The sequence below is a fragment of the Pseudomonas sp. RIT-PI-S genome (assembly GCF_025642975.1).
Taxonomy (GTDB): Bacteria; Pseudomonadota; Gammaproteobacteria; order Pseudomonadales; family Pseudomonadaceae; genus Aquipseudomonas.
The window spans coordinates 198839-223472 of record NZ_JANZKJ010000002.1; the positions used below are offsets into that span (position 1 = coordinate 198839).

Here is a 24634-nt window from a genome sequence, read left to right on the forward strand (position 1 = left end):
CGAACCTTATACCTGTTCTGATTGAGAGGCCCGCAGCGCATCACGCAAGCGCTGCTTGTCGATCTTGCCGACGGCCGTAAGGGGAATCTGCTCCAGGAACTGGAAACGATCCGGCAATTTGAACTCGGCCACGCCCTGGGCGCGCAGGTACTTGCGCAAGGCCGCTGGCTTGAGGCCGGTATCGCTGACCACCACGCAGGCACAGCTCTTCTCGCCCATCAGTTCGTCTGGGATGGCGACCACGGCCGCATGGGTGATGCCAGGGTGCTGCAACAGCAGGTTCTCGACCTCGGCGGCGGCGATCTTCTCACCGCCACGGTTGATCTGGTCTTTCACCCGGCCCACCACCCGCAGGTAACCCTGGGCATCCTGTTCGACCAGGTCACCCGAGTAGTAGAACCCTTCGGCGTCGAACACCTGGCTGTTGTGCTCGGGGCTCAGGTAGTAACCCTGGAAGGTGTAGGGCCCGCGGGTCGCCAGCATACCGGGCTGGCCCTGGGGCACCTGGTTGCCGTCGGCATCCATCACCCGCACTTCGTCATCGGGGCTCATGGGGCAGCCCTGGGTGGTGAAAATGCGTTCGGCGTCATCGTCCAGCCGGGTGTAGTTCACCAGCCCTTCGGCCATCCCGAACACCTGTTGCAACTGGCAGCCCAGCTCGGCGGGAACGCGTCGGGCCAGGGCTTCGGCGAAGTTGGCGCCGCCTACCTGGATCACCTTCAACGAAGCCAGCCGATGCAGGTGCGTCGGCGCTTCCTTGAGCCACAGTGCTACCGCGGGCGGCACCAGCGGGACCCAGTCCACCTGGTGGCGTTCGATCAGCGCAAAGCAGTTCAGCGGCTCTGGGTCGCGCGCCATGACCACGCAGCCGCCAGCCACGAACACGCCCAGCACCCCGGGGGAGCTCATGGTGTAGTTATGGCCGGCAGGCAACGCGCAGAGGAAGCGCGTGGCTGGGGTCAGGTGGCAGATTTCCACGCTGCGGCGCACGCTGTAGTAGTAGTCATTGTGGGTGCGGGGAATGAGCTTCGGCGTGCCGGTGCTGCCTCCCGACAGCTGGAAGAAGGCCACCTCGTCAGCAGCGCTTGGCTGCGCCACGAAATCGCCCACAGGCGCTGCCAGGCATTCGGCAAGGTCTAGGCAACCGGCCAGGGCACCGCTGGTGCCGCTGTCGAGCACCACCGTGCCCAGGCCCGGCGCCACCTCGCGCAGCTCACCGATAAAGCGTTCGTCGGCGAACAGCCCGTGCTGGGCAGACGCGATCAGCAGCCGCGGCTGGATCTGCCGGGCATAAGCCAGCAGCTCCAGCCGCTGGTGGCTGAATAACGCATTCACAGGGGCGACGCCCAGCTTCAGCAAAGCGAAGTAGGTGACGAAAAACTCCGCGACGTTGGGCAATTGCACCAGTGCAGTGTCATGGGTGCGTAGGCCCTGACGATGCAGCGCGGCGGCCAGGTTGCTCGAGCGGTTGTCGAGTTCGGCGTAGGTGAACGTGCGCTCCCCGCAGATGATCGCTGGCGCATCCGGACGAGCCTGCACCTGCTGCTGCAGGATGTGGGTCATCGGCTCGTCCCGCCAATAACCCTTGGCGCGGTAGCGGGCGGCGAGTTCGGCGGGCCAGGGGGTGAAGGCAATGCTCATCGCTGATCCTCCGCGTTCAACCCGCAGGCGGCCAGCATGGTGCCCAACTTGGCTTGGGTTTCGGCCCATTCGGCGGCCGGCTCCGACGCCTCGACGATGCCCGCGCCGGCGAACAGCCGCAGGGTGTTTTCTACCACCGTGCCGCAGCGGATGGTCACCACCCACTCACCGTTGCCGGCGGCGTCACACCAGCCCACCATGCCGGTGAACAGCCCGCGCTCGAAGGGCTCGACCAGGTTGATCAGCTTGCGAGCAAGGTCGGTGGGCGCGCCGCACACCGCCGGGGTCGGGTGCAACTGGCAAGCCAGCTGCAACGAGGAGCGGCGCGGGTCGGCCAGTTCGCCTTCGATAGCGGTGGACAGGTGCCACATGGCCGCGGTGCTCAACAGCGAGGGCTGCTCGGGGATCGCCAGGCTGCTGCACTCAGGGGCCAACACCCGACGGATCTCCTCGACCACCAGGCGGTGCTCGTAGTGGTCTTTCTCTGAATCGAGCAGGGCATCGGCCGTGTGCCGATCTTCCTCGGGGTTCGCCCGGCGCTTGGCCGACCCCGCCAGTGGGTTGCTATATACCCGGCCGCCGCGCTTACGCACCAACAGCTCCGGGCTAACCCCGATCAATTCGCCCTTCTCGGCCAGGGGAATACGGAAGTGGTAGCCATTGGGGTTCTGCGCGGCCAGCCGGGCCAACACCTGCTCGACCTTGACCGGCTGGTCCAGTTGCACTTCGAGCATGCGCGAGAGCACGGCCTTGCGGATGGTGCTGCTGCGGAAGTTAGCAATGGCCTGGCCGACCGCAGCCTTGAAGCCCGCCTCGTCCGGCACACTGCGCTGGCTGATAACGACTGGCGCTGCCCCGCCATTATCAGCTTCGCTGCGGGCGGGTTCGCCGTCGATCCAGCGATGCCGGCGCGGTACATAAAGGCAGGACGGCTGGGTGGTGTCGAAGGGAATCGCCCCGATCAACACCGGCTGCTCGATGCCCGCCGCATGGGCGTTTGCAAAAGCCTGGCTGACCGCGGCGTGTAGTGCGCTGCCTGGCTGGTCGCCGCCGGCGGCTGGCGTGGTGATCGCCGCGAAAATCCCTTGACCGCGCAGGCAGCGGGTGCCTGAGCGGAACAGAAATTCACTGTGCTCGGCCGCCCCGTCAGCGTTCGCAAAAGGGGTGTCCGACGTTAGTTTGGTCATAAAATGTCACCAAAAGCTTAACGAGAATTGTTATCAATCCGTTTCAGAGTATGAGGGAGAATACCGACTGTCAATGCTGGCACCCCTCGGAAGAGCATGAAACAACTACGTAACACATTGATTACAAAGCGCTATACCTCATCGGGCCTGTTCCCCTTGCGGCCGGTTGCGCTGCGCGCCCGCGGCGATGAAAATGAGAGACTTTCGCGTATCTGGAGCCAATATGACCGCCCGTACCGCTCGCTGCCTGTGCCGCACCGCCCTGGGCTTGGCATTCGCCGCCCTCGCCAGCCTCGCCCTGGCCGCTCAAGCCGAAGAAAGCTGGCCGCGGCAGGTCGATAACTTCAACGGCCCGCTGCGGCTGGAACACCCGCCGCAGCGGATCGTTTCCACCAGCGTGACCCTTACCGGCTCGCTGCTGGCTATCGACGCACCGGTGATTGCCAGCGGCGCTACCGCCCCGAATAACCGCTTCGCCGACGGCCAGGGCTATTTTCGCCAATGGGGCGAGGTCGCCGCGCAGCGCCAGGTCAAGCGTTTGTACATCGGCGAAGCGAATGCCGAAGCCGTTGCCGCCCAGGCACCAGACCTGATCGTGGTCAGCGCCTCGGGGGCCGATTCGGCACTGGCGCTGTACGAGCAGTTCTCCTCGATCGCCCCTACCCTGGTGATCAACTACGACGATCACAGCTGGGAAGAGGTCGTCCAGCAACTGGGCCGCGCCACTGGTCATGAGGCACAAGCGGCCCAGCGCATCGAAGACGTTGCCGCGCGGGTGACTGCCCTGAAGGGCCGCTTGCAGTTGCCAGCGCAGCCGGTGTCCGCCTTCGTCTACAACGCCCCCGCCCGCCAGGCCAACCTGTGGACGGCCGCTTCGGCCCAAGGTCGGCTGTTGCAGTCGCTAGGCTTCACCCTGGCTCAGCCCCCGGCGGATTTGCCTGCGCTGGCCAGCATGGGCAAGCGCAAAGACATCCTCCAGCTAGGTGGTGAACACCTGGCGGCCGGCCTTACCGGGCAAACCTGGCTGCTGTTCGCCGGCGAAACCGCCGACGCGGAAGCGGTCAAGGCCAATGCCCTGCTGGCGCACCTGCCGGCGGTTCGTGAGCAGCGGGTCTATGCCTTGGGCGCAGATACCTTCCGCCTGGACTACTACAGCGCCGGGCACCTGCTCGACCGCCTGGAAGCCCAGTTCGCGGCCCACTGACCGCCCCGGAGCAGAGGCTGCGCTTGCCCCTGCAACATGGTTGACGGCAAGCCCGGCCTTACGCCGCCGGTTCGAAGCGCAGCCGGCGCAGCCCCGTCATGCTCGCTGCGATCATTACCCCAGCCAGCGCCGCCGCCAACCCGAACGCGGCGGCTGCCGGTGCCGGCATCAGCAACGAGCCCAACGTTCCCAGAAGCGCGGCGCCGATGGCATCGCCACACACGTTCTGCGCCGTCCACAGGCCATTTACCCGCCCCAGCATCGCGTCCGGGGTTTGCGCCTGGATGACCGCGTATTGCAGCAGCGAGTTGACCGAGCTCAGGTAACCGAACGCCGCCAGGCAAAGCAATGCGAGGCTGTAGGCCGGCATCACCCCGAACAGGGCAATACAGGCGAAGGCTGCTATCGCCGTGAGCAGCATCAGTTGCCCCGGCCGGGCATGGCCACCCACCCGGCCGCTGGTGATCGCACCCAGCGCAGCGCCAAGAGGCGTGGCGGCGTACATCAGCCCCAACTGGGTAGCGTCTGCTTGCCAGTGTGGCGCCAGCGCCGGATACAGCACCCGCACCGCGCTGGCCATGGTCACCAAGGCGCCGATCAGGGCCACGGCGCCCACTATGCGGTTGGCGGCCAGGAACGCGAACCCGTTGGCGAGCGCCCGCAGCGGATGCTCCTTTTGCGCCGCGGGCGCCGGCAACGGTGGCAGGCGCAGCAACAGCAGCACGGTGAACAAGGTGCCCAGGGCCGCCGCCAGGTAGTTCCAGAGCACGCCGCCCTTGGCGATCAACAGCCCGCCAACCACGGGCGACAGGATGGTGCCCAGGCGTACCGTAAGCATGCTGATGGCGGCGGCGCGCACCATGTTCTCGCGCCCTACCAGGGCCGGTGTCGCCGCCAGCAGCGCGGTTACGCCAATGGCACCGAAGAACCCGTCCCAACAGCCGAGCAGGTAGATCGCCAGCAACGACGGGCTAGGCAGCGCAGCATTCAGCGCCAAGCCGAGGAAGCCTAGGCCGCAGCTCGACCGCGCCAGCAGGATCAACCTCCGCCGCTCGTGACGGTCGGCCATCACCCCACCGAAGACCAGGCCAATGAACATACCGGCGCCAGTCAAGGTGACCGACAGCCCCACCTGCGCGGGTGAGCCGGTCAGCACCTGCACCTGAACGGCCACGGCGATGCCCAACAACCCGAGGGACACGATGGACAGCAACCGAGCGATGAATACCGCCCGGAACGCGGCGTGGGTTTTCAGCAGGCTGAGGTCGATAAACAGTGAAGGTTTGCTCATGGGCACCACGGGTGGGGAATGGGTTCTACCTTGGGGGTCGCCGGCCATGTTAGCATTTGGCAAATTTTCTCAGAAGATAATGCTTCGTATTAACGAAGTTACACTCGTACCCAGCCGAGCATCGCCATTTCATGCGTTTCGTCTTTTCCCTTGCCGGCCTGAGCGTTGCGCTGCTGATCGCGATCGCCCTTAGCCTGCAAGCCGGCGCCAGCTATGTACCACTGACCGATGTGGTGCAGGCGCTGAGCGGGCAGTGCGCCACGCCGGTGTGCACCCTGGTGACCGATGCTCGCTTGCCACGCACGCTCGCCGGGCTGGTGGCAGGCATCGCCCTTGGCACCGCCGGCGTGTTGATGCAAACCCTCACCCGCAATCCCCTGGCTGACCCAGGCATCCTGGGCGTCAATGCCGGGGCCAGCTTTGCCATCGTGGTAGGTATCGCGTTCTTCTCCGCTCACACCCCTTTCGCCTACCTGGCCTTCGCCTGCGCCGGCGCCCTGGCCGCCGCGTTGCTGGTCACCTTCACCGGCATGGCCAGTGGGCGCCGCTTCAGCCCGGTGCGGCTGTTGCTGATCGGCGTGGCCCTTGGCGCGGCGCTGGAGGGCATTGCTTTGGGGATCGCCCTGCTCAACCCGCTGGTACACGATCAAGTGCGGTTCTGGCAGGCCGGCTCGCTGGACATCCGTGAGCTGTCACTGCTGCGCTGGGCTGCGCCGCCAATCGTTGCAGCCGTGCTGCTCAGCCTGGGCCTGGCCCGGGCGCTGGATAGCCTTGGCCTGGGCGACGATCTGGCAGCAGCGCTGGGCACTGGCGTGCTGCGCACGCAACTGCTAGGGCTGGGCTGCATCACTGTGCTGTGCGGGGCGACCACCGCGCTGGTGGGGCCAGTCGCCTTCGTTGGCCTGATGGTGCCGCATATGGCGCGGCGCGTTGCAGGGCCCAGCCATGCGCGGCTGCTACCCGCCGCCCTGCTGATCACCCCATTGCTATTGTTGCTCGCCGATACCCTGGGCCGTGTGTTGACCAGTACCGAGCTGCGGGTATCGATCATGACCGCGGTGCTCGGTGCACCCGTGCTGGTGCTGCTGGCCAGGCGTACGCGGTTGGTGGCGCTATGAGACTGGGGCGGCAACGGGTGTTGTGGTGTGCGTTGGGGCTAGGCTTGGCCTGCCTCTGGCTGAGCGTTTATTCCCTAGGCAAGGGCACGGTGCCCTTGAGCCTGGGCCAACTGTTCGACGCCTTGCTGGGGCAAGGCCCGGGCGGAGCGCGGATGATCCTGCTGGAGTGGCGGTTGCCGCGAATCGTGTCGGCGCTGGCGCTGGGCGCGGCGCTGGGCGTCAGCGGGGCGATTTTCCAGTCTTTGTTGCGCAATCCCCTGGGCAGCCCGGACATCCTTGGCTTCAACCTGGGCGCCTATACCGGTGTTCTGGTGCTGGTAGTGATCTTCGATGGCAGCATTCTGGCCAGCACCGGCGCGGCGTTGGTCGGCGGCGTGGTCACTGCCGGGCTGGTGTATCGCCTGGCCTGGAACGGCGGCCTGAGCGCGCTACGGTTGATCGTGATCGGCCTGGGCGTACGTGCATTCCTGCTGGCGGTGAACAACTGGCTGGTGACCAATACGCCATTGGATACCGCGGTATCCGCCGGGCTGTGGAACGCCGGCTCGCTCAATGGCGTGACCTGGGCCAAGGCGCAGCCAGCGCTGCTGATCGTAGGGCTGGCGCTGGCGGCGGCCTTGCTGCTGAGCCGGCGCATGCGCTTGCTGGAGATGGGCGACGACACCGCTTGCGCGCTGGGCGTGCCGGTGGAGCGTTCGCGCCTGTGGCTGATGCTCACCGGGGTGGCGTTGACTGCGGCGGCAACCGCGGTGGCCGGGCCGATCGCCTTCGTGGCCCTGGCCGCGCCGCAGATCGCCCGACGCCTGAGCGGTAGCCAAGCCCTGGGCCTGCCCATGGCCGCCCTGGCCGGCGCGTTTTTGCTGCTGTGCGCCGACTTCGCCGCCCAACACCTGCTCAGCCCTTACCAAGTACCCGTCGGCCTGATCACCGTCAGTGTTGGCGGCCTGTACCTGATCGCCCTGCTAATCCGCGAGGCCCGCAAATGAACCCTCCTTCCAGCCAGCTCTCGGCCACCGAACTGACCCTCGCCTATGACGGCAAGGTGGTAGCCAAGGACCTGTCGGTTAACATCCCCGAAGGCGAGTTCACCGTGATCATCGGTCCCAACGCCTGCGGCAAGTCCACTCTGCTGCGCAGCCTCAGCCGCCTGCTGAAACCGGCCAGCGGGCAAGTGTGGCTGGATGGCCAGGCTATCGGGCAGTACCCGACCAAGGAAGTGGCGCGGCGGCTGAGCCTGCTACCGCAAAGCGCCAGTGCCCCGGGCGACATTACCGTGAAGGACCTGGTTGCCCGTGGCCGCTATCCGCACCAGGGCTTGCTCAGCCGCTGGCGGGCAGAAGACGAACAGGCGGTGCACAAAGCCATGCAGGCCACCGGCGTGGACGGCCTATGGGCTGAACCGGTGGACACCCTCTCCGGCGGCCAGCGCCAGCGGGTATGGATCGCCATGGTGCTGGCGCAGCAAACGCCGCTGGTGCTGATGGACGAACCTACTACCTGGCTGGACATCACCCACCAGATCGAGCTGCTGGAGCTGCTCCAGCACCTGAATCAGGACCACGGCCACACCCTGGCGGTGGTGCTGCATGACCTGAACCAGGCTTGCCGCTACGCCACGCATTTGATCGCCATGCGCGACGGCCAGATCGTCGCCAGCGGCCGCCCCCGGGACATCGTCACGGTCGAGCTGATCCAGCGGGTCTATGACCTGCCCTGCATGATCATCGAGGACCCCGTGGCGCATACGCCTTTGATCATCCCGCTGGGTAGCCGCTGAGCCACCCACCAGGATTGCCTGCAAGGAAGATTTCTTACCTATAGGCGCGTGCGATGCTCGCGAACCCTTGGCGCCTAGGGCCCGCGGGCTTCGCCCACTCCTGTAAAGTGGGCGGAACAGATGGCCGCTCTAAAGCGCTTTTAACGCCCGGTTGATCATCGGCCCCACCCGCGCAAGCAGGGTGGGCGAGATGATGTCCACGTGCGCGCAGTCTAGCCGCTGCACTTCCAGCGCCTGCACGAAGCGGCCCCAGGTCTGGGTGACGTCCATGCCCGCGGGCAGGGTTTTCTCTGCCACGAACAAGGTCGCCGTGCCTTCGAAACGGGCGCTGCGCGCGGTGGCCAGCAGGCGCACGGCGTCAGCGTAGTTGGCTTCGATCTGGTCGAACAGCTGGCTGCCACCTTCACCGCCAACTGCCCCAAGCACACCACGTTGCGCGGCGAGGAACTGCTCGCGCTCGCGGTTCACCTCGGCGAGCACTTCAGGGTTGAGCTGGTTCTTACCCGCGCGCTCGTCCCAATTCTGGGTTTCCGGCGGGTAGGTATCGAGCAGCCCGAGGAAAGCCACCTCCTCGCCTTCGGCGCGCAGGCGCGCGGCAATGCCGTGGGCCAGGGTGCCGCCCAGGGAATAACCCAGGAAATGATACGGCCCGTGCGGCTGCACCTGACGCACCCGCTGCAAGTGCGCGTCGCACACTTCGGCCAGGTGCTGGCATTGCTCGAGCGGCCCGCCCCCGCGCGGCGATTGAATCCCCATCAAGGACCAGTGCGGGTCGATATAGCGTTGCAGCACGCTGAACTGCCAGGCAAAGCCGGAGGCCGGGTGGAAACAGAACAGCACCGGGCCGTTGCCCTGGCGCAGCGGCAGCAGGCTTTCGGTTCCCGCGGCCTGTGCTTCGGCTTCGCTATGCTGGGCGCCGAGCAGGCTGGCCAGCCGCGCCACGGACGAGGCGATCATCACCTGGCCCACGGACACCGGCCGCTGCAACTGGCGGCGCAGCGTGGCGGCAAGGGTCATGGCTAGCAACGAGTGGCCCCCCAGGGCGAAGAAGTCATCGTCGGCGCTGACCTGCTCGCGTTCCAGGATGTGCGCGAAAGCTTCGGCGATCTGCTGCTCGAGCCCGGGTGACGGCGCCCTGCCCTGGGCCCGGCCCTGCACGCTGGGGAGTGGCAGGGCCTTGCGGTCGAGCTTGCCAGTAGCCCCTAGAGGGAACGCTTCCATTTGCACCAGCGCCACCGGCACCATGTGCGCCGGCAGGCGGTCGCCCAGGGTGGCGCGCAGGGCCGGCAAATCCAACTCGGCGCCCGGTTGAGGAGTCAGGTAACCCACGAGCTGGCGCGCATCACCGCCGTCGCCATTACCGGCTTCGCCCAATACCCGAGCGTGGGTGACGGCCTGGGCCACACCCGGCAGCGCCAGCAAGGCATGATCGATCTCGCTGAGCTCGATACGCTGGCCGCGGATCTTCAATTGGTCGTCGCTGCGGCCCAGGTACTCCACAGCACCGTCGGCCAGCCAGCGAGCAACGTCGCCGGTGCGGTACATGCGCTGGCCGTCGCCGTAGGGGTCCGCAACGAACCGGCTGGCAGTCAGCTCGGCGCGGCCAAGGTAGCCGTGGGCCAGCTGCACGCCGGTGAGATACAGGTCCCCGGCCACGCCTGGCGGCACCTGGCGCAGGCGCCGGTCGAGGATGCGCAGGCCGGTGTTCCACACTGGATAACCGATGGGCACGCTGGCCCCGCGAACCGCAGCCAATGCTTCACCATGAGCCGGATACCAGCTCACATCCACGGCGGCTTCGGTCGGCCCATAGAGGTTATGCAGGGCCACGCCGGTGCGCCGCTGCCAGCGCCGGCCGAGGTCCGCCGGCAAGGCCTCGCCACTGCAGAACACCTGCCGCAACGGCTCGCACCGGGCTACGGCGGCAGGGTCTTCCAGGCTGCCAACGAAGGCCGCGAGCATCGATGGCACGAAGTGCATGGTGGTCACCCGCTGCTGCTCGATCTCCGCCTGCAAGGCTTCCGGATCGCGGTGCGCCTCGGGCGGCGCCATATGCAGGCGCGCGCCGACCATCAGCGGCCAGAAGAACTCCCATACCGAGACATCGAAGCTGCTGGGGGTTTTCTGCAGCACCACGTCGGCAAGGCCGATTGGGTAGTGGTGCTGCATCCACAGGAGCCGGTTGACGATGGCCCGATGGCCCACCACCACGCCTTTGGGCCGGCCCGTGGAGCCGGAGGTGTAGATGATATAGGCGGCGCTATCCGGCCGCGGGCCGCTGAACGCCCGTGGCAAGGTTGGGTCCGGTTGCAACAGGCTTTCGTAACGCAGGGTCGGGCAGGTACAGGCACCGCCCAGGCGCGCTGCCTGGTCGGTAGAGGTCAACAACAGCCGCGGCTGGGCGTCTTCAAGCATGAACGCCAGGCGCTCGTCCGGGTAGCCGCTGTCCAGCGGCAGGTAGGCGGCCCCGGTCTCGATGATGGCCAACAGCGCCAGCGAGAGAAACACGGACCTGGGCAAGGCCACGGCGACCGAATCCCCTGGCCGCACGCCTTGCTGCACCAGCTGCTGCGCCAGTGCCGTGACCTGTTCGCGCACTTGGCGGTAGTCCAGCTGGTGCTGCGCGTCGGACAACGCCGGCGCCCCCGGCGTCAGCTCGGCCTGGCGGCGCAGCAGGCTGACCAAGGTGTCGTCGGCCAAGGCCCGGGCGGTGTCGTTGACCTTCGCCAGCAGCGCGTGATCGGCGGCGTCGAGCACATCCACCGCATCGCAGGTTCGCTGCGGATCGGCGGCGAACTGCCGCGCCAACAGCCCGAAGCGCTGCACGTGCCGGCCCAGCTCTGCGGCGTCGTAGCGCTCGGCATTGGCCAGCACTTCAACCGTGAGCTGTTGCGCTTGGTCGAGGTACAGGGTGATTTCCAGGTCCCGCACCGGGCCCGCGGCCAAGGCATGGGTAGTGCCGGCCACGCCGTTGAAGTCCAGGGCGAAGTCGAACAGCTTCAGGTTGATCACCGCGCCGCACAGGGGTTCAGCATCGCCCACCCGGCCAAGGTCACGCTGGATCTGCTCGGCCTCGTAACGCTGCCGTCGACGCAGGAGCTTCGTTTCCCGGGCGACCGCCTTGGCGACGTCGAACAGGGTGTGCCCGGCACTTACGCACATTTGCATGGGCAGCACATTGATCACCGCGCCAGCGCTGCCGGCCGCCGCCGAACCCATCCGCCGCATGAAGATGAACCCGGCGGTGAACGCCTCCTGATTGCCCAACCGTGACAGCCACAGCGCGACCAGCGCCACGGCGATGTCCGCGGCGCCCAACCGGGCAGCTTCACCGGCGGCGAGCAGTGGGCGCAACAGCGCTGGCTCGATCACGCAGCGCTCGCGCAGCAGTTGGGTGCTAGGCACCTGCCCGCTCAAGGGCGCGGCAGACAGCGTTGCTGGCGGTGGCAACTGCCGGGCCTTTTCCAGCCAGAACTCGCAGTCCTGCTGGCAGGTAGGCGAGCCTTGGTAGGCCTGGTATTCCCCGACCACTTGCGCGAAGGGCGCCCACGGCGACGGGCCGGGGGCTTCACCACGCATCGCCGCGGTGTAGCGCTGGGCGATGCGCCGGGTCAGCGCGGCGAAGCTGTAGCCGTCTAGCACCAGGTGGTGATAACGCTGGTACCACAGCCACTGCTGTTCGCCGGTGCGCAGCAGCACGTTGGCCCATTGCAAGCCTTTGGCCTGAGCGCGCAGGTCCTGCCCGAGGTCCGCCTGCATCCATGCCAGAGCGGCGGCGTGGGGGGCCGCCTCACCACGCAGGTCCAGGCTGAACGCGGCGGGCAATATTGCCTGCGGATCGAAGCGCTGACTGGGCACGCCGTCGCGCTCGCTGAACACCATGCGCAGGGTGTCGACCTCGGCCACACCGGCGTCGATGGCCTGCAGCAGAACGGCGGCATTCAGCTCACCGTCCAGCGCTACGTAGTGCGCCACCGCGTAGGCGTTGTGGTGCGGGGACAATTGGTCGGCCACCCAGATACCCGGCTGCGCGGCCACCAAAGGCATGTCCTGGAGAAGCGGGGTTTGCAAGGTGCTGTCACTCATCACATGGCCTCTGCGGTGGTTGGCGTTAGGTCCTGCCAGTTCAGCTCTACCCATTCCCCGCACGCCTCGCGGCTGGCCGGCCCATGCACCAGGCGCCAGCCAGCGGGTATCGGCGCAATGTCCGGCCACAGGCTGTATTGGCCTTGCGCGTTGGCGAGGACGAAACAGACCTGTTGGGGATCATCGAAGGGGTTGAGCTGCTCCACGTGCGTATCCTTTTAAAGTGACGAAACAAAAACCAGCTACCGAGGCAGGTCGGCCCAGAGCGCGGCGAGGCCATCGAGCAAGCCGCCGCGCCAGCACAACGCGTCATGCCCGCCATTGAACCGCCGGTAGGCGTGAGGCCAGCCATGTTTGGTGAGCACCTGCACCAAGCGCTGGTGAGCGCGATCGATCAACGGCTCGCGACTGCCCGCTTCCAGGTACAGCTTCAGGGCCGTACCTTCACCCAGCCCCTGCTCGATCTGCTCCACCAGCCAACCGCCGGCGTCTGCCTCGGCGCTGGCGGCACGGCGCGGCCACCAGTAAGACCCCGACTGGCTCAACACACAGCCAAACCGCTGCGGCCAATGCAGCCCTGCGTACAGCGCTGACAGCCCGCCGAAGCTTTGCCCAGCGACTACCGTGGTGGCCGCTGCCTCGCTGAACTCGGCCAGATCACGCACCAACGGCAGCAGCTCTTCCTGAACCGCGAGCCAGAAATCCGGGTTGCAGGTCAATTCTCGCCCGCGGTGGGCACTGTCGATGTTGTCGATCAGAACGTAAAGCGCTTCGGGCAACGCACCGGCCGCGGTCAGCTGGGTAAGTGCGGGGCCTACCGGCACCGTTTCGGCCCAGAAGCGGCCGTCGAGGAGGATCGCCAAGGGGCGGCGAGCCGCATCGCGGGCGCCCGTGCCGCCTACCCATACCCGGCGACGGTTGCCCAGGCGCGGGCTGTCCCATTCAAGGCCATGCAGTTCGGCAAAGCCGGGCGCGGGCCATGGCTGGCGCTGGTCGAACGGGGCCCAGGCAGGTTGCGCCGGTGCTTCGGGCAGTTGCGCCGTGGACACCTGCACGCCGCGCTGGCCAACCCAACCGCGGTGGAGGTTGAGCGGATCCTGCCGGGCAAGGGAAAACCGGCTGGCCCACCAGGCCCGCAGCGCCTCACGGCCTTCGGCGGGAGTGTGTTCGTCGGTACTGGGGATCAGGCTGTAGCTGCCGCGCCAAGTGGCTTGCAATATCACTTGGAACTGCCACACATCGGTGCCCGCCAGCCGCTCTAGGCTTTGCGGGCCAGTGGCCTGATGGTGATCGGTGACCCCAGTGATGTTGATCCACACCCGCCGCGTGCTGGAGTGCTCGGCGCTGCCTTCGGGGTCTCGCCAGAGAAACGTGAGCCGGCAACTGTCGTGGCCTGCTGGTTCGATCAGCGGCGTGCCCTGCCGAGCGATGGCTTGCCACCACGGCTCGGTGCCTATGTTCGCTTGCAGCATTGGGTTTTGCATCAGCTCGTTCCGGCTGTAGCCAACGCCGGCAACCGTGCCGGCATTGGCCCATTGGGCGGTCAGAAGTCGTAGCGCGCGCCGACGGTCAGGCTACGTGACGGGCCGTAGAAGTTGAACGTGGACACCGAACCCACCCGCGAGTAGTAGTCGCGGTCGAAGAGGTTGTTCACGTCCAGGGTCGCGGTCAGCTTCTTGGTCACCGGGTAGGCCAGCTTGGCATCCACGGTGGCATAGCCCGGCGCGCTGACGCGAATGTTGTTGCTTTCGCTATAGAAGTCGCTCATCCCGGTAATCCCTCCGCCCACGCTCAGGCCAGACAGCAGGCCGGCATCGAGGGTGTACTTGCTCCACAGCGACGCCTGGTGGCGCGGCATGGTCATGAAGGTGGTGTTAGGCGCGCCTTCGAGGGTTTCGGTCTTCATGTAGGTATAGCCGGCGATCACGTCCCAGTTAGGCGTGAGGTTACCGCTCACCTCGAACTCAGCGCCGCGAATCCGCGACTTGCCGGCAGCCACATAGTAAGTGGTGATGGCGTTGCCGTTGGCGTCGACCGGGTTGACCGCGCGGTTCTTGTCGTTGAGCTGGAAGGCCGACACCCGGGCGTTCAGGCTGCCGTCCAAATAGCTGCCCTTGATGCCCACCTCATACTGCTCACCCTCGTGCGGCTTGAGCAGCTGCTTGTTCTGGTCCACCTGGGACTGCGGCTTGAACACCTGCGAATAGCTGGCGTACAGCGAGTGGTGGTCGTCCAGGTCGAACACCAGGCCGCCATAAGGGGTCACGTGGCCGTTGACATCGCGGTCGCTGCCGGTTTTCACATCGGTGGCCAGAGTGGTGGTGTAGCCCTCGCCCTGGTAGCTGCTCAGGCGCGCGCCGCCGATCAGTGCCAGGCGGGCGATGGGGCGGAAGGTGAGCTTCGAATACAGGCCCAGCTCCTGTTCGTCGGTATCCACCTGGGTGGTGTAGAACTTGGCTGGCTTGGCGATATCGGTCGGGTCGTAGGTATTGACGTTGATCGTCCCCAGGACCTTGCTGCCGTCTTTGTAGGTGGTGTTGTAGTGCTTGTAGTCAGTGCCGACTACAAACTCACTTACCTGCCCCAGCGCCGCGAAGGGCTGGCTGTAGCTGGCGTCCATGGAGAACGTATCTTGCTCGAAGTCCCGGCCGGTCGCGCGCAGGCTGGTGGCGCCATTGGCGGCGACGGCACCACCGGTGAAGGCGTACATGTATTCGGTGTCGCGCTGCGAACCGCGCAGGGCAACCCGGCCGTAACCGCCGTTGTCGAACCGGTGGGTCAGTTCGGCCACGAGGTCGGTGGTCTTGCCGTCGAAGTAGTTCCAATCCGCGCCGAAGAACCTCGAATGGCTGAAGTCCAGCAGGTTGCCCTTGGCGTCGGTAGGGTAGCCGTTGTTCGGGGTGATGTTCTTCACCTCGTGCAGCAGGCCGAAGGACAACTGCGTGCTGTCGTTGAGGTCCACGTCCAGCGCGCCGTAATAGGTGTTGCTGGTGTTGGCGTTGTAGTCCACTTCGCCATTGGTATCGGCGCGGGAGGCGATGAAGCGGCCGCGCACACGCCCCGCCTCATCCAGCGGGCCGGAGACGTCCACCTCTTCGTAGTTCTGGTCCCAGGTGCCATACCGGCCGCTTACATGGCCTTCGAATTCGGAGGTGGGGCGCTTGCGCACCATGTTCACCACGCCGCCCAGTTCGCTGGTGCTGTTGAACAGGCCGGACGGGCCACGCATGACCTCGACCCGGTCGAACGCCACCAGCGACGGCACGGTGCCGAAGATGCTGGTCATCGGCGCGGGCAAGCCGTCGATGTTGAACTCGTCGTATTCGTAGCCGCGAGCGTAGATGGACGACCGGCCGCTATCGTTGGTGAGCGTACGCAAACCGGCGGTGTACTTGGCCAGGTCATCGAGGTGCACGAACTGGCGGTCCTGGATGTACTCGTTGGTATAGCTGGTGGTGGACTGGGGAATGTCACGCAGGGCGGCGGGCGTTTTCGAACCCACGGTGGCGGACTCAACGGTGTAGCCGCCGGTTTTTTCCGAGGGGGGCATGTCGTACAGGCGGTTACCCTCGACGGTGAGGGTGTCCAATTCGACGGCAGGCTCCTGCAGGGTGACCGTCTCGGCCAGCGCGGTCAGCGGAAACGGTACCAGCAAGCTGGCCAACAGCAGGCGCTGCGGGCCATTGCCCGTGAATAGATGCGTGATTCCCCGGTGAGCGTTCATCGTTTGTCCTTGTGTTGGGCGTGCGAGCGGTAAAGCGAGCCGGCTTCGCGGGCCTCAAGCGAAACCCGGAGGCCTTGCCTTGGCGCTGCGGCAGCGTCCAACCCGTCTTGTCAGGCCGGCGAGCAACTAGGTTCTGGCCCAATGGGCCGCTGCAAAGCGCAGTAGCTTGCATCCGCCCCATTGGCGCACGGAAACCCGCGCGCCAAGGCCGGCCGGGATGGTAATAAATCTCAATAACATCCGCAAACGGATTAGCCTCTATTTGCAGTTTGTTACATTGGCCCGCTCGCCCTGGCCACCTAGAATGATCGGTCTATAAAAAGAGGGATCTCCATGACTGCCTATTACTACCTGGCTATCGCCATCTGCGCCGAAGTCATAGCCACTGTTTCGATGAAAGCCGTGAAGGGCTTGAGCACGCCCCTGCCCCTGGCCTTGGTCGTGCTGGGTTACGGCACGGCGTTCTTTATGCTCACCCTGGTGGTGAAAACCATCCCGGTTGGCGTGGCGTATGCGGTGTGGGCAGGGATGGGGATCGTGATGGTCAGCATCGCTGCACTGTTCATTTATGGTCAGCGGCTGGACCTGCCTGCCATGGCCGGCATGGGGCTGATCGTGGCAGGCGTGGTGGTGATTCAGCTCTTCTCGCGCACCGCAGGGCACTAGGTAGCACTGCGTACGGGTATACTGCCGGCCTGTCTGGCGCACCGAGGTACCCCATGCCCTCCCCTATTTCCACTGATGTGCTGATCGTTGGCGGCGGCGTCGCGGGCCTTTGGCTCAACGCGCGCCTGCGCCTGGCTGGCTGGTCGACCCTGCTGGTGGAGCAGGGCAGCCTGGGCGGCGGGCAGACGCTCAAGTCCCAGGGGATCATCCACGGCGGAGCCAAATACGCCCTGCACGGGGCGCTCACCGGTGCGTCCGAGGCCATCGCCGACATGCCACGGCGCTGGCGTGAAGCGCTGGCTGGCAGCGGCGAGCTCGACCTGCGCGGCGTACGCCTGCTATCAGAAGCACATTATTTGTGGTCGCCAGGTACGCTCGCCGGCAACCTCACCAGCTTTTTCGCCAGCAAGGCGGTGCGTGGCCGGGTAGATGCCGTCAAAGGCGAACAGCTTCCACCCGCCCTGCAAAACCCCGCATTCAAGGGCAAGGTCTACCGCCTCGCTGAATTGGTGGTGGATGTGCCGAGCCTGGTAGCGCGCCTGGCCGAGCTGGCCGACGGGAGCCTGCTGGCCGCTGAGCGTATCGAGCCGCTGCGTGAAGACGGCCTCCTGGCCGGCCTGCTGATCGATGGCCGCGAGGTTCGCGCGCAACGGATCGTGCTCAGCGCGGGGGCCGGCAATGAAGCTCTGTTGGCTGCATTAGGCGTGCAACAGCCGGCCATGCAACGCCGGCCGCTGCACATGGTGATGGCCAAGGGCGAAGCGCTAAAGCCGCTTTATGCGCACTGCCTCGGCGGCGGGCCCAAGCCGCGGATGACCGTCACCACTCATCCGGCCGCCGATGGCCAGTGGGTCTGGTACTTGGGCGGCGATCTCGCTGAAGCAGACGGGGTCGCTCGCACGGAAGAACAGCAGATCGCCGCCGCCCGGCGCGAGGTCAGCCAGTTACTGCCGTGGGTCGACCTTACCCACGTGCACTGGGCGACCCTGCGGGTGGATCGCGCTGAGCCGGCGCAGTCAGGCCTGGTACGCCCGGACAACGCCTTCCTGGCCGCCGAAGGGCCGTTGCTGGTGGGCTGGCCGACCAAGCTGGCACTGGCGCCGGACTTCGCCGATCGGGTGATCGAGGCACTTGCCAGCGCCGGGCTGCGGCCAACGCCCAATACGCCCCTGCCGGCGCTGCAACCACCACCACTCGGTACCCCCGCCTGGGAGGTGCTGCCATGAGCCTGCCCTCACTGCATGCGCTACATCGCCCGCTGGGCGACACCGGTCTGACGATATCTCCCTTGGGCTTGGGCACGGTGAAGTTCGGCCGCGACCAGGGAGTGAAATACCCCAGCGGTTTCACTATCCCCGACGACCAGCAGGCCGAGGCGCTGCTGCGCCAGGCGCAAGCGCTGGGCATCAATTTGCTCGATACCGCGCCGGCCTACGGCCACAGCGAAACGCGCCTTGGCCCGCTGTTGCGCGGCCAGCGCGACCAATGGGTGATCGTTAGCAAGGTGGGGGAAGAATTCGAACACAACCAGTCGCGCTTCGACTTCAGCGCAGAGCACACACGCTACTCGGTGGAGCGCAGCCTGCGCCGGCTGGAAACCGACTGCATCGACCTGGTGCTGGTGCATTCCGACGGCAACGACCTCCACATCCTGGAACACACTGCGGTGTACGAAACCCTGGCCCGGCTCAAGCAGGAAGGCAAAATACGCGGCTATGGCTTTTCCGGAAAAACGGTGGCTGGTGGGCTCAAGGCACTGGAGCAAGGGGACTGCGCCATGGTCACCTACAATCTGAACGAACAGGCAGAGCAGCCGGTCATTGAATACGCAGCGTCACATGGCAAAGGCATATTGATCAAAAAAGCCTTGGCCAGCGGCCATGCTTGCCAACAGCCGGGCATCGATCCAGTGCGGGCCAGCTTCGAGGCGCTGTTCAGCCAAGCGGGGGTCACCGCTGCCATTGTCGGCACCATCAATCCTGTGCACCTGGCCCATAACGTGGGCACCGCCGCCGCGGTTCTGGGCAAGCGCCAGGGGCGCGGTGGTCTTTTATAGGGACATTCAATGCCACGCACCCTTCGCCGCACCAACCCCGCCAACTTCAAAACCATGCCCCTTGCCGTTGAGGCCAGCCCCGAAGGCCTTGCCTATCAAGGGGTCGGCATGCCGATCAATTTCAGCCAGACCTTGGACAAACGCCGGCCTATCTCCGTCGAGGACCCCCAGCGGTTTCGCCTGGAGCTCGCGAACCTGGGCGTATCGGTGCGTCTTACCCTGGCCTGGCAGGGTCACGATTACTGGGTGCTGGTGCGGCAACAGCGCCTGGACCGAGGCGATGTAGTCCTCAAGCTCATTTCCGGCTACGTGCCCGCGCAGGAGTTGAACCTGCCACTGCACACCGCGGTGCAGGAAATCGCCGAGGAATGCCTGCTGGAAACCCCTGAAGGCTGGCTCAACGGGCGCTTCAAGGACACCTGGCTACCGGCACCCTACAGCGACGCGCTGCGCTATCGAGAAAGCGCGCCCTTCATCCTGCGCCCTGGCACCGGCGAGGCCCTGCCGGTGCGCAGCGGCAGCCTGACCCTGATCGAGCGCCCACGCGCCTACGTTCACCTGCCTACTGCGTCGCTGCAGCTGGTATACGACATGCGCATGGAGATTCCCAAGGAAGTGCGCGGGCTGAGCCTTTACCACGTGGATGAGCGCCTGGAGAAAGGCGAGCTGGTGACGCGACTCAGCCGCAGCCACCCGGACCTGTACCTCATTCCTTTGAAAAACGGCGCCCCGCTGGCCGAGCTGTATACCCTGCGCAAAGGCAAGCTGCTGCCAGCCCCCACCCGCGGGCTGTACCTGGCCGAGAGCTTCGGCCGCCAGGAAGGCTGGGTGGTGAAGGAAGAGCGCGTGCGCTGGCGGGAATGGCTGTCGCGCGAGGGCGTCCCGGCGCCAGCCAAGCCGAAAACCCGGCTGGGGAGGATCACCACTCGCGCCAAGGCGCTCATGCGCCTGGCGCGGCTGGGGCGCAGCAGCGATCGCTAGCGGCTGCGGATTTTTTCCACGATGGCAGTGGTCGAGCTGTTCTCCACCAGCCCCAGTACCTTCACGGTGCCGCCATAGCCTTTGACGATGTCCGCGCCTACGACCTGGTCCACGCTGTAGTCACCACCCTTGACCAGCACGTCCGGCTTCACATGGCGCAGCAGGTTTTCCGGAGTGCCTTCGGCAAAGCTGACGACCCAATCCACGGCCCCGAGCCCGGCCAGCACCGCCATGCGCCGGTCCACGCTGTTGATCGGCCGCCCCGGGCCTTTCAGCGCGGCCACCGAGGCATCGTCGTTGATCGCGACCACCAGCCGATCGCCCTGAGCCCGCGCCTGCTCAAGATAGGTCACATGGCCAGCGTGGAGGATGTCGAAGCATCCGTTGGTGAACACGATTTTTTCGTGATGCGCGCGGGCATCATCGATAGCCAGCAGCAACTGTTCGAGGGTGAGCACGCCGCGTTCGGACCCCTGCTCACGGGAAATGGCCCGGCGCAGTTCAGGCGCGCTGATCGCCGCGGTGCCCAGCTTGCCCACCACGATGCCAGCGGCCAGGTTCGCCAGGGCCACAGCCTGAGGCAATTCCTCACCAGCCGCGATCGCCGCGGCCAGCGTCGAAATTACCGTGTCGCCGGCGCCAGTGACGTCGAACACTTCGCGGGCACGGGCCGGCAAGTGCAACGCCGGATGGCCCGGGCGCAACAGGGTCATGCCATGCTCGCCGCGGGTAACCAGCAACGCCCCGAGCTCCAGTTCTGCCATCAGCTGCGCGCCCTTGGCGACCAGCTCCGCCTCGTCGGCGCAACGGCCCACGATCGCCTCGAATTCACTGAGGTTAGGGGTGATCAAGCTTGCCCCTTTATAGCGGGAGAAATCTTTGCCCTTGGGGTCGGCCAGCACTGGGATGCCACGCTGGCGGGCTGCGTTGATCAACACCTGATGGTTTTGCAGCGCACCCTTGCCGTAATCGGACAACACCAACACTTTGACCCCAGCCAACAGCGCCTCGACGTCACTGCCCAGTTGCACAGGGTCAGTGGCGAAGGGTTCTTCGAAGTCGATGCGCAGCAATTGCTGGTGACGGCTCATCACCCGCAGCTTGACGATGGTCGGCTGGTGGCTGATCCGCTGGAACTGAGCCTTCACGCCCGCGGCGCGCAGGCTGGCGGCGAGGCTCTCGGCGGCTTCGTCCTCACCGGTTACGCCTACCAGCGAAGCCGGCGCGCCAAGAGCGGCGATGTTCAAAGCCACGTTGGCGGCGCCACCTGGGCGGTCCTCGATCTGCTCGACCCGCACCACCGGCACCGGTGCTTCCGGGGAGATCCGCGAGGTGCCGCCATGCCAATAGCGGTCGAGCATCACATCACCGACCACCAGGACAGGCGCTTGATCGAAACGCGGCATCGACAACTTCATGGCCCAACCCATCTAGCAATTAACAGGGCGGCGATAGTAACACAGGGAGGGGATGAGGCCCGAGGGCCGGCCGCCTGGCGCATCAGTCGTAGCCAAGCAGCTCATAGTCGCGGGCATACACCTGCCTGATCCGCCGTCGAGCCCAAGCGCTGACGGCATAGCGGGCGCCGGGCGTACGCTCATAAGCCGGCGCCGACCAGGGCAAGGTGGCAGGGATGCAGAGAAAATCACGCAGTGAACCGAAGTCTCGCTCGAGGGTTTCATAGCGTCCGATGAAGTCGAGCGTCAGCCTATTCTGTTTATCGGTCAAGAAATCAGCCTGCGGCGCGAAGTCCGCATGGTCATGGATATGCTCTTCATGCATCCAGCGATCGACAAAACCATCAAAGCCCTCTTCCAGGTCAACACCCTCTCCACACTCCGCTGTCACAAACAGGCGAGCCTCCATCCATCGCGCCCAAGCGACATAGACGCGGTCCACTGGATCACGCACGAAGGCGAATTTGAAGCTGGCCGCATACTCTTTGGGAAATTGCCGCTCATACCAGCGAAGCGGTACATGCCCCGGGTTCCAGCGGCCAAAAAGAGAAGCGTGGATAGTGCATCCCTCGCAGCCTGGGATGTTGATGAACAGGCAGCGATTCTCGCGAAACGGCTCGGGGAAACGGCCGGGCTCGGCAGATGGCTTGGCACCGATACGGTTTTTTAGCAACGCTCCGGCGACATGCCTGATGTCACCAGAAAAAGGCCGCTTTGTCAGGGCATCAGACAGCATAGTGCTTCACCGTCACCGCTAGGTTCAGGCGAGACTAGCAAATAGCCATCCTTGCAACATCCTCACTTCGTCAGAAACGTGTGTCGGTTTCGATACGCGCTCTAGCCAGAGCTATTACCGCAACCGACGGTCCAGCAATGTGCGAAAGCGGGCGAGTGGATGGTAGAAGCGGTTTTCCCGCTTGCCAAAACCCCGTTTAGGGGAAAAACACTCGTCAACTATTTTTCCGTCAATGCGTACGCGGGAGGCGCGAGTCGATACCACACAGACTCTCGCCCTGTCTCGTTGCAGTACATATTTCAGGAGCCGTTCGGAATGCAGCTTGCGGCCGGTTGCCCGGCAAAACTCGAAGACCCGTTCGATACGCTTACCATAGCTTCGATAGATGTCCTTCCCGCATATGGCGAAACGGTCGTTGAGACCACCCCACCATTGCCAGTTAGGAATATAGACCGTGCGGGAACGCGCCTGCGCCAGGCTAAAAGGATAAGCAGGCAGAGGATCGTGATAGAGCAGGTCGGGCCGAGCGAAAATGACGAAATCCGGATCGTAGGCTTCAACCAGTTCAGTAACGGCCCTCAATGAGGCGAGTTGATAAACCAGGTTACGGAGAGAGGCGAACTGGTCCCCCCAAGTATCTCCCAGCTCCTGAATCCGATCGAAATTCCAGCGCTCGAGTATCCCATCGGTGCTACCGAGGACGCCGGTCATCGTTTCGAAAACGCGATAATTATCCTCAGCCAAGGCCCCGTTTTCACCGGAGCGCTCGTTCTGCACTTGATCGATTTTGTATAAGTGATAGAAGCAACGAATCTCGCAGTCAGCTGGTAGTTGACTGAGAATGTTCGCTTCAATCGAAGCGAAACACTTGTCCGAGTTACGAGGAATACCAAAAAACGCAACTGCGACTTTTAACACACGTCCCACCTTAAGTTAAGCCTAGCTGGCCATCAATTTCTGATGTAGCCAATAAACTTTCCCAACCAGCTGAAGAAACCGCGACCGCGCGTGGCCCCCAGGCTCACCGTTAGCACATCCGAGTGCAGCAACCACTTACGCTCGTAGCTCCAAGCATGCCCGCTCCATAACTTCCCGGCCTCATTGGAAAAGCCTAGAGCGATGATCTGGTAGCCATACCCCTGACGTTGCCGCAGGGCATCGAACAATACCATCGTGTTGAACCCCGTTGAGGGCCCCACATAGCGTTTGCCACCTGGACGATCTATCGGGTAGTTCCACAGCGCCGGCAAGGGAATGCGATCCCGCAACAGCATCACGCCGGGAACAGGGGACATAGGTGCAGCGCAGCCGACCAGGATGGTGAAGCAGCGCGGGCCAGCACGTACCAACAGATCGTTGATCTCGCCGCGATAGGGCAGGCCGAAGAAATAGCGGTCCGGAGCATTGAAGCCGTGAACGAAGACATTAGTGCTGTCACTTTGCAAGAGGTCGGCCTTGATGCAGGCGTTGAAGGACACCACCACGTCATCCTGGCCGATGCGCAATGCTTCAAAATCCCCGCGGCAGATGGCTGGATTATTCGCTACCAAAATCACCCGGCGCGTTGTTGCCAGGCGGCGAGCCAATGCCGGCGGCAAAGCCGTGACGATGTCCTGATCACCACCGGGCAAAGCCGTCAGATCCATGCGCTCCAAACCGGGGTGATCCTCATGCATATCAGCTTGGCACCTTCATGCCGTGGCGCAGCTTGACCCACACCCTTACCAGCGCCGAAGGCGCGGACCAAGGCCGCATCTCGCGCTCGATTTCCCGGGCAAGCTCACGCCCGACCTGCGAAAACGCGTATCGGCTTTCAGCGAAGACCTGGCCGTTCCGGGCAATTCGCTGCGCGAGGGCAGGATCGTTGCGAAGCATTTCAAGCTTGGCAATGGCATCCTCTTGGGAGCGATAAAAGACAACGTTGTGCATATCTTCGAAACCCAGCAATCGGTCTTCTTCACCCTGACTCCAGGCCAACAATACGCACCCACATGCCATGGCTTCAAAGTTCTTGATCATAAACTCGCCCATGCCAATATCAGCACTGACGAAGATTTCGATCCGATTGAGCATTTGCAGGTATTCATCACCTGATGCTGTGCGGGTGACCAACATTCCCGTGCGCTCGGCCAGTGTTGTCAGCAAAGCTTTGCGCTGGGCGTACTCGGTGCTTTTCAGACTGCCGAGGAAACCCACGGGGATATCCCGCGGTTGGCCAAGGTTACGAAGCATCTGATCGTCATAACCCTTGGACACGAATACAGCGTCGATACCCTCGCCCTTCAGTTTTTCCGCTACTACTGCGCCTGAAACCAGAGCCCTGCACCAAGGCAGACGCCGGTACAAACGGGAATACCCACCTTTGTATTTACTATCATCCATGTAGTTCTGATAAGCATCATGCTCAAGAAAAACCAATCCTGGAATACACTTGAGCACGCTCAACTGGGGTGCCAGACGCTTGAAACGGAAAAACACGACGACTCGGTCATAGGACTGATAATCCACGGATGCCAAGAAAGAACCTAGGTTGAGTTGCTGGTGCTTGCTCAGCCGGAAAATCGTGCAGGATTGGCAATGCTGCTGGGCGATTTCATACAACCGATCCAGAATGACGCGTTGCTCGTCCATTACCAAAAGCATGACTTTCATAGTCAGATCATCACCTGCGATGCTGGCGCTGCCCACGGCAGCGGAAAAAGGCTGCGGA

At 64.5% G+C, this 24634-nt stretch carries 20 protein-coding genes; 8 read left to right on the top strand and 12 right to left on the bottom strand.

From position 1 onward, the window contains the following. Positions 1-6 precede the first annotated feature (6 nt). Together OGL93_RS04980 and OGL93_RS04985 are read right to left on the bottom strand one after the other, a co-directional pair. Positions 7-1641, bottom strand: coding sequence for a (2,3-dihydroxybenzoyl)adenylate synthase (locus OGL93_RS04980; protein ID WP_263261272.1), 1635 nt, complete (start codon positions 1639-1641; stop codon positions 7-9). Continuing rightward, positions 1638-2828: an isochorismate synthase MenF gene (locus OGL93_RS04985; RefSeq protein WP_263261273.1), complete on the bottom strand. Its 1191-nt coding sequence runs from the start codon at positions 2826-2828 to the stop codon at positions 1638-1640. The genes OGL93_RS04980 and OGL93_RS04985 overlap by 4 nt, the downstream gene beginning before the upstream one ends. A 223-nt stretch (positions 2829-3051) precedes the next feature. Between OGL93_RS04985 and fepB the strand changes: the two genes are divergently transcribed. Then, positions 3052-4032, top strand: coding sequence for a Fe2+-enterobactin ABC transporter substrate-binding protein (gene fepB, locus OGL93_RS04990; protein WP_263261274.1), 981 nt, complete (start codon positions 3052-3054; stop codon positions 4030-4032). Between the two features lie 58 nt (positions 4033-4090). On the opposite strand, the gene entS is transcribed toward fepB, so the two are convergent. Next, positions 4091-5323, bottom strand: a complete 1233-nt coding sequence (gene entS, locus OGL93_RS04995) for an enterobactin transporter EntS (protein ID WP_263261275.1) — start codon at positions 5321-5323, stop codon at positions 4091-4093. Between the two features lie 131 nt (positions 5324-5454). Here entS and OGL93_RS05000 point away from each other — a divergent pair, with 131 nt between their 5' ends. From OGL93_RS05000 to OGL93_RS05010, 3 genes are read left to right on the top strand one after another with little or no spacing between them, the layout of a single operon-like run. Further along, on the top strand, positions 5455-6441 hold the full coding sequence (locus tag OGL93_RS05000) for an iron chelate uptake ABC transporter family permease subunit (protein WP_263261276.1): 987 nt from the start codon (positions 5455-5457) through the stop codon (positions 6439-6441). Continuing rightward, on the top strand, positions 6438-7427 hold the full coding sequence (gene fepG, locus OGL93_RS05005; protein WP_263261277.1) for an iron-enterobactin ABC transporter permease: 990 nt from the start codon (positions 6438-6440) through the stop codon (positions 7425-7427). The genes OGL93_RS05000 and fepG overlap by 4 nt, the downstream gene beginning before the upstream one ends. Then, positions 7424-8218, top strand: a complete 795-nt coding sequence (locus OGL93_RS05010; RefSeq protein WP_263261278.1) for an ATP-binding cassette domain-containing protein — start codon at positions 7424-7426, stop codon at positions 8216-8218. The genes fepG and OGL93_RS05010 overlap by 4 nt, the downstream gene beginning before the upstream one ends. 129 nt (positions 8219-8347) lie before the next feature. On the opposite strand, the gene OGL93_RS05015 is transcribed toward OGL93_RS05010, so the two are convergent. The 4 genes from OGL93_RS05015 to OGL93_RS05030 are packed head-to-tail and all read right to left on the bottom strand — an operon-like array spanning position 8348 to position 16028. Then, on the bottom strand, positions 8348-12304 hold the full coding sequence (locus OGL93_RS05015; protein WP_263261279.1) for an enterobactin synthase subunit F: 3957 nt from the start codon (positions 12302-12304) through the stop codon (positions 8348-8350). Continuing rightward, a complete protein-coding gene (locus tag OGL93_RS05020; protein ID WP_263261280.1) occupies positions 12304-12510 on the bottom strand; it encodes an MbtH family protein in 207 nt (68 codons plus the stop codon). Before OGL93_RS05020 ends, OGL93_RS05015 begins: the two co-directional genes overlap by 1 nt. A 36-nt stretch (positions 12511-12546) precedes the next feature. After that, complete coding sequence (gene fes, locus OGL93_RS05025) at positions 12547-13788, bottom strand: enterochelin esterase (protein WP_263261281.1); 1242 nt, start codon at positions 13786-13788, stop codon at positions 12547-12549. A gap of 59 nt (positions 13789-13847) precedes the next feature. Further along, positions 13848-16028, bottom strand: coding sequence for a TonB-dependent siderophore receptor (locus OGL93_RS05030; RefSeq protein ID WP_263261282.1), 2181 nt, complete (start codon positions 16026-16028; stop codon positions 13848-13850). A 333-nt stretch (positions 16029-16361) separates the two neighbouring features. Here OGL93_RS05030 and OGL93_RS05035 point away from each other — a divergent pair, with 333 nt between their 5' ends. Genes OGL93_RS05035 through OGL93_RS05050 form a run of 4 tightly spaced genes read left to right on the top strand, consistent with a single transcriptional unit; the run spans position 16362 to position 19731 of the window. After that, the gene (locus OGL93_RS05035) at positions 16362-16694 is read left to right on the top strand and encodes a multidrug efflux SMR transporter (RefSeq protein WP_263261283.1); all 333 of its coding nucleotides are present in this window, start codon (positions 16362-16364) and stop codon (positions 16692-16694) included. Positions 16695-16747: 53 nt separating this feature from the next. After that, the gene (locus OGL93_RS05040; protein ID WP_263261284.1) at positions 16748-17920 is read left to right on the top strand and encodes an FAD-dependent oxidoreductase; all 1173 of its coding nucleotides are present in this window, start codon (positions 16748-16750) and stop codon (positions 17918-17920) included. Next, on the top strand, positions 17917-18750 hold the full coding sequence (locus OGL93_RS05045) for an aldo/keto reductase (protein ID WP_263261285.1): 834 nt from the start codon (positions 17917-17919) through the stop codon (positions 18748-18750). Before OGL93_RS05040 ends, OGL93_RS05045 begins: the two co-directional genes overlap by 4 nt. A 9-nt stretch (positions 18751-18759) precedes the next feature. Continuing rightward, entirely contained in the window at positions 18760-19731 is a 972-nt protein-coding gene (locus tag OGL93_RS05050) for a metal ABC transporter ATPase (RefSeq protein ID WP_263261286.1), read from the top strand. Here OGL93_RS05050 and hldE read toward each other — a convergent pair. The 5 genes from hldE to OGL93_RS05075 form a co-directional block, all read right to left on the bottom strand. Continuing rightward, positions 19728-21149, bottom strand: coding sequence for a bifunctional D-glycero-beta-D-manno-heptose-7-phosphate kinase/D-glycero-beta-D-manno-heptose 1-phosphate adenylyltransferase HldE (gene hldE / locus OGL93_RS05055; RefSeq protein ID WP_263261287.1), 1422 nt, complete (start codon positions 21147-21149; stop codon positions 19728-19730). The two genes, OGL93_RS05050 and hldE, sit on opposite strands and share 4 nt — an antisense overlap. 82 nt (positions 21150-21231) lie before the next feature. Next, positions 21232-21924, bottom strand: a complete 693-nt coding sequence (locus OGL93_RS05060) for a sulfotransferase family protein (RefSeq protein WP_263261288.1) — start codon at positions 21922-21924, stop codon at positions 21232-21234. A 114-nt stretch (positions 21925-22038) separates the two neighbouring features. Beyond that, positions 22039-22842, bottom strand: coding sequence for a hypothetical protein (locus OGL93_RS05065; RefSeq protein ID WP_263261289.1), 804 nt, complete (start codon positions 22840-22842; stop codon positions 22039-22041). Positions 22843-22874: 32 nt separating this feature from the next. After that, positions 22875-23600, bottom strand: coding sequence for a hypothetical protein (locus OGL93_RS05070; RefSeq protein WP_263261290.1), 726 nt, complete (start codon positions 23598-23600; stop codon positions 22875-22877). A 1-nt stretch (position 23601) separates the two neighbouring features. Continuing rightward, on the bottom strand, positions 23602-24576 hold the full coding sequence (locus tag OGL93_RS05075) for a glycosyltransferase (protein ID WP_263261291.1): 975 nt from the start codon (positions 24574-24576) through the stop codon (positions 23602-23604). Positions 24577-24634: the final 58 nt, after the last annotated feature.

Excerpts from the sequence above, each read along its gene's own strand:
- OGL93_RS04980 (WP_263261272.1), bottom strand. The coding sequence starts at position 1,641 with ATGAGCATTGCCTTCACCCCCTGGCCCGCCGAACTCGCCGCCCGCTAC.
- OGL93_RS04985 (WP_263261273.1), bottom strand. The coding sequence starts at position 2,828 with ATGACCAAACTAACGTCGGACACCCCTTTTGCGAACGCTGACGGGGCG.
- fepB (WP_263261274.1), top strand. The coding sequence starts at position 3,052 with ATGACCGCCCGTACCGCTCGCTGCCTGTGCCGCACCGCCCTGGGCTTG.
- entS (WP_263261275.1), bottom strand. The coding sequence starts at position 5,323 with ATGAGCAAACCTTCACTGTTTATCGACCTCAGCCTGCTGAAAACCCAC.
- OGL93_RS05000 (WP_263261276.1), top strand. The coding sequence starts at position 5,455 with ATGCGTTTCGTCTTTTCCCTTGCCGGCCTGAGCGTTGCGCTGCTGATC.
- fepG (WP_263261277.1), top strand. The coding sequence starts at position 6,438 with ATGAGACTGGGGCGGCAACGGGTGTTGTGGTGTGCGTTGGGGCTAGGC.
- OGL93_RS05010 (WP_263261278.1), top strand. The coding sequence starts at position 7,424 with ATGAACCCTCCTTCCAGCCAGCTCTCGGCCACCGAACTGACCCTCGCC.
- OGL93_RS05015 (WP_263261279.1), bottom strand. The coding sequence starts at position 12,304 with ATGAGTGACAGCACCTTGCAAACCCCGCTTCTCCAGGACATGCCTTTG.
- fes (WP_263261281.1), bottom strand. The coding sequence starts at position 13,788 with ATGCAAAACCCAATGCTGCAAGCGAACATAGGCACCGAGCCGTGGTGG.
- OGL93_RS05030 (WP_263261282.1), bottom strand. The coding sequence starts at position 16,028 with ATGAACGCTCACCGGGGAATCACGCATCTATTCACGGGCAATGGCCCG.
- OGL93_RS05035 (WP_263261283.1), top strand. The coding sequence starts at position 16,362 with ATGACTGCCTATTACTACCTGGCTATCGCCATCTGCGCCGAAGTCATA.
- OGL93_RS05040 (WP_263261284.1), top strand. The coding sequence starts at position 16,748 with ATGCCCTCCCCTATTTCCACTGATGTGCTGATCGTTGGCGGCGGCGTC.
- OGL93_RS05045 (WP_263261285.1), top strand. The coding sequence starts at position 17,917 with ATGAGCCTGCCCTCACTGCATGCGCTACATCGCCCGCTGGGCGACACC.
- OGL93_RS05050 (WP_263261286.1), top strand. The coding sequence starts at position 18,760 with ATGCCACGCACCCTTCGCCGCACCAACCCCGCCAACTTCAAAACCATG.
- hldE (WP_263261287.1), bottom strand. The coding sequence starts at position 21,149 with ATGAAGTTGTCGATGCCGCGTTTCGATCAAGCGCCTGTCCTGGTGGTC.
- OGL93_RS05060 (WP_263261288.1), bottom strand. The coding sequence starts at position 21,924 with ATGCTGTCTGATGCCCTGACAAAGCGGCCTTTTTCTGGTGACATCAGG.
- OGL93_RS05070 (WP_263261290.1), bottom strand. The coding sequence starts at position 23,600 with ATGCATGAGGATCACCCCGGTTTGGAGCGCATGGATCTGACGGCTTTG.
- OGL93_RS05075 (WP_263261291.1), bottom strand. The coding sequence starts at position 24,576 with ATGAAAGTCATGCTTTTGGTAATGGACGAGCAACGCGTCATTCTGGAT.